This is a genomic window from Acinetobacter sp. 197 (assembly GCF_048148385.1).
Classification (GTDB): Bacteria; Pseudomonadota; Gammaproteobacteria; order Pseudomonadales; family Moraxellaceae; genus Acinetobacter; species Acinetobacter pecorum.
The window spans coordinates 1-1,482 of the sequence record NZ_JAYWZK010000033.1; the positions used below are offsets into that span (position 1 = coordinate 1).

Annotated in this window: 1 protein-coding gene; it reads right to left on the reverse strand. The window is 44.3% G+C overall.

Annotated elements, in window-relative coordinates; translation table 11 throughout:
* Nucleotides 1–54: 54 nt before the first annotated feature.
* Complete coding sequence (locus VXQ11_RS15585) at nucleotides 55–1,389, reverse strand: ISNCY family transposase (RefSeq protein WP_039255483.1); 1,335 nt, start codon at nucleotides 1,387–1,389, stop codon at nucleotides 55–57.
* Nucleotides 1,390–1,482: the final 93 nt, after the last annotated feature.

The following is a 1,482-nucleotide window of genomic DNA, read 5'->3' on the forward strand; positions in this document are numbered from 1 at the left end:
TGTTATTCACCAATTAAAATGTCTATGCGATAAACCATTTAAAATGTCCTGTTTTTAACCACAAGAGTCAAGCACAGGATTTAAGTTTCTTTGTTCAACAACAGCTTTCTGAGCTTTACGACTTGGCATACTTTTCTTGGCCCGGGAACGTTTATTCTGTTTTTCTAGTTCTTCATGCTGCTGTTGAATATGCGCCAGGACTGAACCTAACCGTTTATTCTCAACAATCTCATTTTGCTGTAGCCCAGCCAATTTATTGAAGATGCTGTAGTTGAGCTTTCGTCCTTCATGCATGAGGGCCACAGTGCCATCCGGATACTCCAGAAATGCAATGTATTGCCCAGCAAGCTTATGATTCAGCTCTGTCGGTTCAAGCAGATAAATACATTTGTCATAGGTAATCGTCAGGTTCTTGGTGACCTTACGCGGTTCCTGCCAGGTAAAAATATCATCCAGTTCAAGATCAGATTCGGTTAATGGTCGATGCAGGTTCTTTGAGTTTCGCGCACATTTGGCGAACTTCTGATTGAACTGCTCAATAAAGCAGGGCAACCAGGCATTTGCTTCTGCAATCGAACAGATGCCTTCCAGGCGCATCTCCTTGATCAAACGGTCCTGAAGGGTTCTATTCGCTCGCTCTACGCGACCCTTCGCCTGTGGGGAGTTGGCGAAGATAATATCAATGTTTAACTCATTCAGAATCCGCCCAAATTGCGTGATCTTGCTGTCTTGGCTGGATTTCTGATTCACTCTGAATACCGAGTGTTTATCGCTGTAAAAGGCCAAGGGCTTGCCGTATTGCTCAATGTAGGCTCGGGTTGAAAGCATATAGTCAAAGGTCGTTTCAGCCTCACAAAAGCGCAGATGCAACAGCTTGCCGGTAGCATCATCGATATAAACCAGCAAACAGCATTTGGTGGCTCTTCCTTCAAACCAGTCATGATATGAGCCATCAATCTGGATCAGCTCACCGAAGCAATCACGGTTATAGCGTGGCTGGTATGGGCGTTTTAGACGTTTGGATCGCGGAATCCAAAGGTCATTTGCAGTCATCCAGCGCCGAACCGTTTCTACCGGGATATTCAGGTCAAACATGCTGCTGAGCTTCTCATGCGCCAAGGTAGGTCCAAAGCCCAGCAGATGTTCAGAAATAATGGAAAGACATTGCGATTTTAATAAATCGTCATGGCGATGATGGCCCGGTTGACCACGACTGGCATGCGTCATGCCTGAAACACCATCTTGATTGAGCTTCTGCAATAACCGGGTAATTTGACGGGTGGAAAGATTCAGGATTTCAGCAGCACGGACTTGGGTAATACGATGATCTCGAACGTCTTGCAGAACTGCAAGACGTTGAATTTCTTTGTCAGACATAGTGATCAGCATCTATATTTTATATCCAGTCCATGGTGATAAAAATCATCATAAACCAGACATTTTTATTGGTGAGAATATAGACACTTTAAATGGGTTCTAACA